Source organism: Streptomyces sp. NRRL S-118, assembly GCF_000716335.1.
In the GTDB taxonomy this organism is placed as follows: Bacteria; Actinomycetota; Actinomycetes; order Streptomycetales; family Streptomycetaceae; genus Streptomyces.
Map to the genome: position 1 here is coordinate 271,318 of NZ_KL591006.1, position 7,745 is coordinate 279,062.

Consider the following 7,745-nt stretch of genomic DNA (forward strand, 5'->3'; position numbering starts at 1 on the left):
GGGGCCGGCCGGGCGCAGCCATGTCCCGGTCGGTACGCGCGCCGGGAATTCCCGTGCCGGGAGGGGGTGTTGGGGCGTACGGAGTACCGTGCACCGCGACCCGAACGGAGAACGCGACCGTGACAGCCACCCTCCCGGAGCAGCTCAAGAAGTTCATCGACGAGGCCAGGGCGTTCGCGACCGTGGCGACGCTCCTGCCCGACGGGCAGCCGCACCTGACGGTCGTCTGGATCAAGCGCGACGGCGAGGACCTGCTGTTCTCCACCACCGCGCAGCGCATGCAGGGCAGGAACCTCGCCCGCGACCCGCGGATCACCGTGATGATCAATCCGCCCGACGACCCGTACACGTACGCGGCCGTCCGCGGCGCCGCCACTCTCACGCCGGACCCGGCCGGGGAGCTCGCGGACGAACTGTCGTACAAGTACACGGGTCAGGACTTCGCCTCGTATCTGCAGGGGAGGGCGGACGGCGACCGCGTCGTCGTGCGGGTGACCCCGGCCAGGGTCACCGGGCGCTTCTGAGGGCGGGCGGGACGAGTCCCCGCGGCAGCTCGCCGGTGTGCAGGACGTCCAGGCGGGAGACCGCCCGGGTGAGCACGACGTAGAGGCGGTGCCCGCCGCGCGGTTCGGCATCCACGATGGCGGCGGGCTCGGCGACCACGACGTGGTCGTACTCCAGTCCGGTGGCGAGGGCCGCCGGCAGGACGGTGACCCGGGCGTCCGGCCCGGCCGGCTCCTCGCCCGGTGCGCCCGTGCCGATCCCCGCCCGGGTGAGCGCGTCGCGCAGCAGCGCGGCCGTCGGCGCGGTGGCGATCACACCGATCGAGCCCTCGCGGGCGAGGGCGGCCCGTACCGCCCCGACCGTCGCCGCCGCGAGACCGGCGGACGGCACCCGGCGGACGGTCACCTCGCCCCCGGCCCGCAGCGACCGGGGCCGCGGCACGTCGACGTCCAGGGTGGCGAGCAGCCGGCCGGCGAGCTCCACGACGTTCGCCGGGACGCGGTACCCGGCGGTCAGGGGGATCACGGGCGCCGACGGCTTGCCCAGGTGGGCCAGTTGCGCGGCCCAGCTGCGGGCGGCCCACGGCGTGGTGCCCTGCGCGAGGTCGCCCAGCACGGTGAGGGACCCGGAGCGGGCGCGGCGGGCGATGGCGCGGCACTGCATCGGCGACAGGTCCTGCGCCTCGTCGACGACGATGTGACCATAGCCGCCGGGGCGTTCGACGAGCCCCGCGAGCTCGTCCAGCAGCACCAGGTCGGCCGCCGTCCACCGTGCCGAGCGGTACGAGCGGGGCGGCTCGGCCCAGCGGACGGCGGCCCGCTCGGCCGGGGTCAGCGCCTCGTCGCGCGGATCGGCCAGCACTTCCGCCAGCACCTCCTCGGGCGTCACCTTGGGCCAGCACGCGTCGACGAACGCCGACACCGCCCGGCTCCGCCCGATCCTGCGCACCCATGCGTCGCTCCGCGGCCCGGCGCGGCGCTCGGCCTGCGCCTGAACCGCCCGCACCACCCGGCTGCGCACCCGCTCACGCCCCACCGCATAGGGCGGCGCCTCGGCCCGCACGTCCGCGACGACACGTTCCAGCTCGGCCACCGGCACCCGCCACCGGTACGAGCCGTCCGGCACGGCCAGCGGCTCGGTGGGGCCGGTGACGCGCCGGTGCAGCGCCCGGCGCAGGACGCCCGCCATGCGGGCGTCGTGCTTGACGGCCGCGGCCTCCGCGGAGTCGTGCGCCCGCACCGCGTGCCCGCGCGCCACCTCGTCCTCGACCGTCGACTGCCGGACCTCCGACTCGCCGAGCGCGGGGAGCACTTCGGCGATGTACGACAGGAAGGCGCGGTTCGGCCCGAGGACCAGCAGCCCGCCGCGCCGCAGGCGCTGCGGATAGGTGTAGAGCAGGTAGGCGGCCCGGTGCAGTCCGACGGCCGTCTTGCCGGTGCCGGGCGCTCCCTGTACGCAGACGGAGTCGGCCGGGTCGGCCCGTACGAGGTCGTCCTGCTCGGGCTGGAGGGTGGCGGCGATGTCCCGCATGGGCCCCACGCGGGGCCGCTCGATCTCTCCGGCGAGGATGGCGCTCGCGCCGGGAGCCCCCGGGCCGGCCGGTCCCGGTTCGGCCGTGGCCAGGTGCTCGTCCTCCAGGCCCGTCAGGTCCGCCGGATCGCCGTCGCTGTGCGGTGCCCAGCCGAATCGCCGCCGTACACGCACGCCCTGGGGGTCGCGGGTGCTCGCCTGGTAGAAGGTGCGGGCGACGGGGGCGCGCCAGTCGACGACGAGCGGTGGGGCCGCGGGGTGTTCGCCGATGCGGCGGCGGCCGATGTAGTGGCGCCGGCCGTCCGCCAGTTCGAGCCGGCCGAAGAAGAGGGGGCCCGGCCGCTCCTCGCGCAGCTCCTTGGCGCGGCTGCGCAGCCGGTGCCCGAGGACCTCGGCGTCGGCGCCGGACGCGGAGACGTCCTCGCCGGTGACGACGTGGTGGGCGGCGCCCTCGATCATGCGGGTCAGGGCCGCGCGGCAGGTGTCGTGGTAGGTCCGTTCCGAGCTCAGTTCATGGTCGAGTGTCGTCATTCCACCGAGTATAACGTAACCGAGTTACGTTTTTAACCGAGGCAAAGGATGTCGGAACGATGAACTCCGGGCAACCGGCGATCAACACGAACGGACCATCGTTGACACTCTCCGTGTTCGGAAGCTAACTTCACGGCGTCGTCGCCACACCAGGAGCACGAGGCTCCTCCGGGACTAGCGACGCGAAGGACTTCCTTCCAGTTGACGACTGAGACCGTCTTCGAGATTCAGCCCTTCACCCCTCCGGACACGGGCACGGACACCGCTGCCGGACTCTTCACCGTCCGGCCCTACACCGCCCACTGCCGGGTGATCCACGCCGAGGGCGCCCACGCCGTCATCGGCGTGTCACCCGGCAACAGCTACTTCTCCGCCCAGCGCGTCACCGATCTGGCCCGCTGGGGCGTCGCCCACTTCGACCAGGTGGACTTCGTCTACACCGACCTCCACGTGGCCGAGATGTACGAGGCGTCCGGCTACACCGCCGACGACGCCCGCCGCAAAGCCGTCAAGAACCTGCGCGGCGTGCGCGCCAAGGTCACCGGTGCCGTCGCGGCCGTCGACCCCGAGGGGCGGCGCCTGCGCGCCCACCCCATGTCGGCGTTCCTGGACAACCCGGCGTACCGGGACATCCACCGCCACCTGCGGGACCGGCTGGAGACGGACGCGGACTTCCGCGCGACCTGCAACGCGCTCGTGGACACCTTCCTCTCCTCCAAGGTCCTGGACGGGAAGGCCCCCACGGCCCGGCAGCGCGAGGTGTGCGTGGAGTACGTCTGCGCCGAGGCCCCGCTGTTCCTGGACACCCCTGCCATCCTCGGCGTGCCGTCGTCCCTCAACTGCTACCACCAGCTGCTGCCGATGGCCGAGCTGCTCTACTCGCGCGGCTCCGGCCTGCGCGCCTCCCGCAACCAGGGCCACGCCGTCGTGACCCCCGCAGCACGCGCCACGCGCGCGGAACACGCACCGGGCGCGGAACGCGCCGAAGGAGAGACCGATGTCCACTGAGACGCTTCCGACTCTTCCGACGCTTCGGACCGCCGAGACGCCCCGGACCCTCTCCGACGAGCTGCCGGCCTTCCCCTTCTCCTGGCGCGGCGACCAGCTCCCCGCGGAGATCGAGGACCTGCGCAAGGAGCCGGTCAAGCGGGTGCGCACCATCGCCGGCGACCCCGCGTGGCTGGTGTCCTCCCACGCCCTGTGCAAGCAGGTTCTGGAGGACCGCAGGTTCAGCCTGAAGGACACCTCGGCACCCGGTGTGCCCCGGCAGTACGCCCTGACGATCCCGCCGGAGGTCGTCAACAACATGGGCAACATCACCGGCGCCGGCCTGCGCAAGGCGGTGCTCAAGGCACTGAACCCCAAGGCGCCGGGGCTCGTGGAGTGGATGCGGTCGGCCGCCGCCGACCTGGTCGACCGCATCCTCGCCGACGGCGCCCCGGCGGACCTGCGCGGGCAGTTCGCCGACCCGTACTCGGCGGCCATGCACTGCCACATCCTCGGCATCCCGCAGGCGGACGCACCCCGCCTGATGAGGAGCCTGGACATCGCGTTCATGAACTCCGCGTGCCCCGTCACCGGCGCCAAGCTCAACTGGGACCGGGACATCGCGTACATGGTCGACCGCCTGGACGATCCGTCCACCACCGGGCTGATGGCCGAACTCGCGGCGCTGCGCGGGGACCCGGAGTACGACCACCTCACCGACGAGATGCTGGCGACCGTCGGCGTGACCATGTTCGGCGCGGGTGTCATCTCCACCGCCGGCTTCCTCACGATGGCCCTGTTCGCGCTCATCCAGCACCCGGAGCTGAAGGCCGAACTCCTCGCCGACCGCGGGAAGATCCCCGCGGCCGTCGACGAACTGCTGCGCATCAACCTCTCCATCGGCGACGGGCTGCCGCGCCTCGCGCTGGAGGACGTCGCCCTCGGCGACGTGGAGGTGAAGAAGGGCGAGCTCGTGCTGGTGCTGGTCGAGGGCGCCAACTTCGACCCCGAGGCGTTCCGCGACCCGCACACCGTGGATCTGACGCGCGAGAACAACACCGCGCACCTGTCCTTCGGCGGCGGGCAGCACTACTGCCCGGCGACCGCGCTGGGCAGGAAGCACGCGGAGATCGCCCTGGAGACCCTGCTCGACCGGATGCCCGGCCTGGACCTGGCCGTGCCCGTCGCGCAGCTGGTCTGGCGGACCGGGTTCATGAAGCGCATCCCCGAGCGGCTGCCCGTCCTCTGGTAACCGCCCCGGGGCCCGGGGAAGCCGGCCCCGGCCCGTGGAAGGCCACCCGGCAAGGCCACCTGACCGCCGCCCTCCGTCCGGGGCGGCGGTCGGGTCATGTCAGGGCCCCGGCCAGCCCGTCCGCGAGCTGCCGGAACGCCAGATCCGCGGCGGCCACCGCGTCCGGCTCGACCGCGTCCGCCGCCTCGCCCACCTCGATCCGCCGCCAGTTCTCCTCGGCCAGGATCCGCTGGACGGCGACGATCTGGCCCGCCGCGAGCCGCGCCGCCACCCCGTCCCCGAGCGCCCGGCCCAACGCGCCCTCGGACGCGCCCTGGTACGCGTACAACCGCGCCACCAGGCTCGGCGTCCCGTACAGCAGCCGGTGGAAGGCGAGCACCGGCGGCTCGTCGCACAGTCCGGTCACCGGGTCGCGGCGCGCGAGCCCGTCACGGAAGTGGCGGTGCAGGGCGTCGAGCGGGGCGGTGCCCGCCGGCCGGCCCAGGACGACGCGCGCCGCCTCGTCCCGGTGGTCGGCGAACCGGTGCAGGACGAGGTCCTCCTTGGCGGGGAAGTACCGGAACAGCGTCGGCTTGGAGACGTCGGCCGCCGCCGCGACCTCCGCCACCGACACCCGGTCGAAGCCCTTGTCCAGGAAGAGGGCGATCGCGGCCTCCGAGATCGCCTCGTACGTCTGCCGCTTCTTGCGTTCGCGCAACCCGCTCATGCCGCCGAGCCTACGCACCTGTTGACCTCAAGTCGGCTTGACGTTCCAGACTCGGACCCGCGGGCGCCGGAGGGGCCGGACAACGCCCGCGAACGGAGGGGTGTGAGCGCGATGCGCGTGACGCGGGCGATGAGCTTCGGCGGTCCGGAGGTCCTGGTCCCGGGCGAGGCTCCGGATCCGGTGGCGGGTCCCGGGCAGGTGCTCCTGGACGTCGCCGCGGTGGACACGATCTTCGTGGAGACCCAGGTGCGGTCCGGGTGGGGCGGGGAGTACTTCCCGGTCGAGCCGCCGTACGTCCCGGGGGCAGGCGTGGCCGGTACGGTCCGGGCCGTGGGCGCGGGCGTCGACGAGGCGGCGTGGGCCGGGCGGAGGGTGATCGCCTCCCTCGGCTTCACCGGCGGATACGCCGAACGCGCCGTCGCCGGGGTCCCGGCGCTGGCGCTCGTACCGGACGGCCTCGCGCTCACGGACGCCGCGGCCCTCGTCCACGACGGCGTCACGGCGATCGCGCTGCTGGACGCCACGGAGCTCAAGCCCGGCGAGACGGTGCTGATCGTCGGCGCGTCCGGCGGGATGGGCACCGTCCTGGTGCAGCTGGCCAAGGCGGCCGGCGCCCGTGTCGTCGGCACCGCCCGCGGGGAGGCCAAGGCGGCGCTCGTACGGGAGCTGGGGGCCGACGCGGTGGTGGACGCGAGCACGCCCGACTGGCCGGAGCGTGCCCGCGAGGCGATCGGCCCCGGCGGCGCGGACGTCGTACTGGACGGCGTGGGCGGCCAGGTCGGCGCGGCGGCGTATCCGCTCGTCGCGGACGGTGGCCGGTTCTCCGCGCACGGCGCCCCGACCGGCGGCTTCGCCCAGGTCGACCCGGCCGCGGCGGAGCGGCGCGGGATACGGCTGCTGGGCATCGGTGACGTCCAGCTGACGGATGACGCGCACGCCCGGCTGGCGGGGCGGGCGCTGGCGGAGGCGGCGGCCGGGCGTCTGCGCCCGGTGATCGGCGCGACCTTCCCGCTGGAGCGGGCCGCGGAGGCCCACGCGGCGATCGAGGCGCGGAATCTGCTCGGCAAGGTGGTGCTCACGGTCTGACCCCGGTCGACCGCCACCGCGACCGGCCCGCTCGGACGGTGCGGCGGCCGGGTTCGCAGCCCGCCGCGCCGGCCCGACCGCCGCTGACCGGCCCGGACCCGCGGCCCCCGCCTGGATTCACGCTTCCCGCGGGCTCACCGCACGGCCAGGTTCACGCCCCCAGGCTCCCCGCCCCGGTTCAGGCCCCGGGTTCACCGCCCCGTGCGGTCCACCAGGACCTCGATCCCGTCCAGCAGCCGCTCCAGCCCGAAGCGGAACTCGTCGTCGGGGCCGTCCACGTGGTCGATGACCCCCGCGTCCAGCGTCTTCGCAAGGGCCGGGAAGCGCTCGGGGTCGGCGAGCCGCCGCAGCGTGCGGGCGTAGCGGCCCATGAGGTCGCCGGGGGCCTCGCCGGTCGCCCGCATCGCCGCGTCGAGGTCGGCCCGCAGCCCGGCCTCGCTGCGCACGAAGCCGCTGACCAGCAGGATCACCGACGTCTTGCTGCCCTCGTCGAGCCCCGTGCCGGCGAGGGCGGCCAGGCCCCGGTCCCACCAGGCCACCGAGTTCGGGGTCGCGGGCGGCCCCGAGATCGGCACGTGGAGCGCCCACAGGTGGCGCTGGAACGCCTCCCGTTGCGCCCCGGCCCACCCGGCGAGCGCCTCGCGCCAGCCGGTGCCGGGCGGGGGCGGGGGCGGCGGGGCACCGATGGCCGTGTCGAACATCAGCAGGTACAGCTCGTCCTTGGCGCCGACGTACCGGTACAGGGACATCGTCGAAGCCCCGAGCTCCTTGGCGACGCGGCCCATGGAGACGGCCGCGAGCCCTTCGGCGCCGGCGACGGCCACGGCCGCGTCCACGATGCGCCGGAGGGTCAGGCCGGGCCGCGGCCCCTTGGCGGGGCGTTCGCGCAGGCCCCAGGCGGCCTCGATGCTCGCCGGCAGTCCCGTGCCGTCGTCGGTCGTCATGAGCCGGCGCCTCCTTCTGCTTGACGCACATCCTAGTAATGCGTAACCCTTACGCAGTAACGCGTATGGCATACGCAGAAGGGGGAGCCACCCATGCACGCACCACCGGCCGTCGAGGCCACCGGCCTGCGCAAGACCTACCGGAACGTTCCCGTGCTCGACGGCATCGACCTGCGCGTCGAGCGCGGCACCGTCTTCGCCCTGC

General features: G+C 74.3%; 7 protein-coding genes. 4 read left to right on the forward strand and 3 right to left on the reverse strand.

The features are described from left to right. Positions 1–119: 119 nt before the first annotated feature. Entirely contained in the window at positions 120–524 is a 405-nt protein-coding gene (locus tag IH00_RS0114115; RefSeq protein ID WP_031073350.1) for a PPOX class F420-dependent oxidoreductase, read from the forward strand. On the opposite strand, the gene IH00_RS0114120 is transcribed toward IH00_RS0114115, so the two are convergent. Then, on the reverse strand, positions 508–2,565 hold the full coding sequence (locus IH00_RS0114120; protein ID WP_031073352.1) for a HelD family protein: 2,058 nt from the start codon (positions 2,563–2,565) through the stop codon (positions 508–510). The two genes, IH00_RS0114115 and IH00_RS0114120, sit on opposite strands and share 17 nt — an antisense overlap. Before the next feature lie 201 nt (positions 2,566–2,766). Between IH00_RS0114120 and IH00_RS37295 the strand changes: the two genes are divergently transcribed. Both IH00_RS37295 and IH00_RS0114130 read left to right on the forward strand, forming a co-directional pair. Beyond that, positions 2,767–3,573, forward strand: coding sequence for a cyclodityrosine synthase (locus IH00_RS37295; protein WP_078887737.1), 807 nt, complete (start codon positions 2,767–2,769; stop codon positions 3,571–3,573). Beyond that, complete coding sequence (locus tag IH00_RS0114130; RefSeq protein WP_078887738.1) at positions 3,563–4,804, forward strand: cytochrome P450; 1,242 nt, start codon at positions 3,563–3,565, stop codon at positions 4,802–4,804. The genes IH00_RS37295 and IH00_RS0114130 overlap by 11 nt, the downstream gene beginning before the upstream one ends. Positions 4,805–4,898: 94 nt before the next feature. On the opposite strand, the gene IH00_RS0114135 is transcribed toward IH00_RS0114130, so the two are convergent. Then, a complete protein-coding gene (locus tag IH00_RS0114135; RefSeq protein ID WP_031073358.1) occupies positions 4,899–5,510 on the reverse strand; it encodes a TetR/AcrR family transcriptional regulator in 612 nt (203 codons plus the stop codon). Between the two features lie 111 nt (positions 5,511–5,621). Between IH00_RS0114135 and IH00_RS0114140 the strand changes: the two genes are divergently transcribed. Beyond that, positions 5,622–6,596 carry a zinc-binding dehydrogenase gene (locus IH00_RS0114140; RefSeq protein ID WP_031073360.1) on the forward strand — a complete coding sequence of 325 codons (975 nt, stop codon included), beginning with the start codon at positions 5,622–5,624 and terminating at the stop codon, positions 6,594–6,596. A 191-nt stretch (positions 6,597–6,787) separates the two neighbouring features. Here IH00_RS0114140 and IH00_RS0114145 read toward each other — a convergent pair whose 3' ends face one another. Continuing rightward, positions 6,788–7,540, reverse strand: a complete 753-nt coding sequence (locus IH00_RS0114145) for a TetR/AcrR family transcriptional regulator (RefSeq protein WP_031073362.1) — start codon at positions 7,538–7,540, stop codon at positions 6,788–6,790. Between the last annotated feature and the right edge of the window lie 205 nt (positions 7,541–7,745).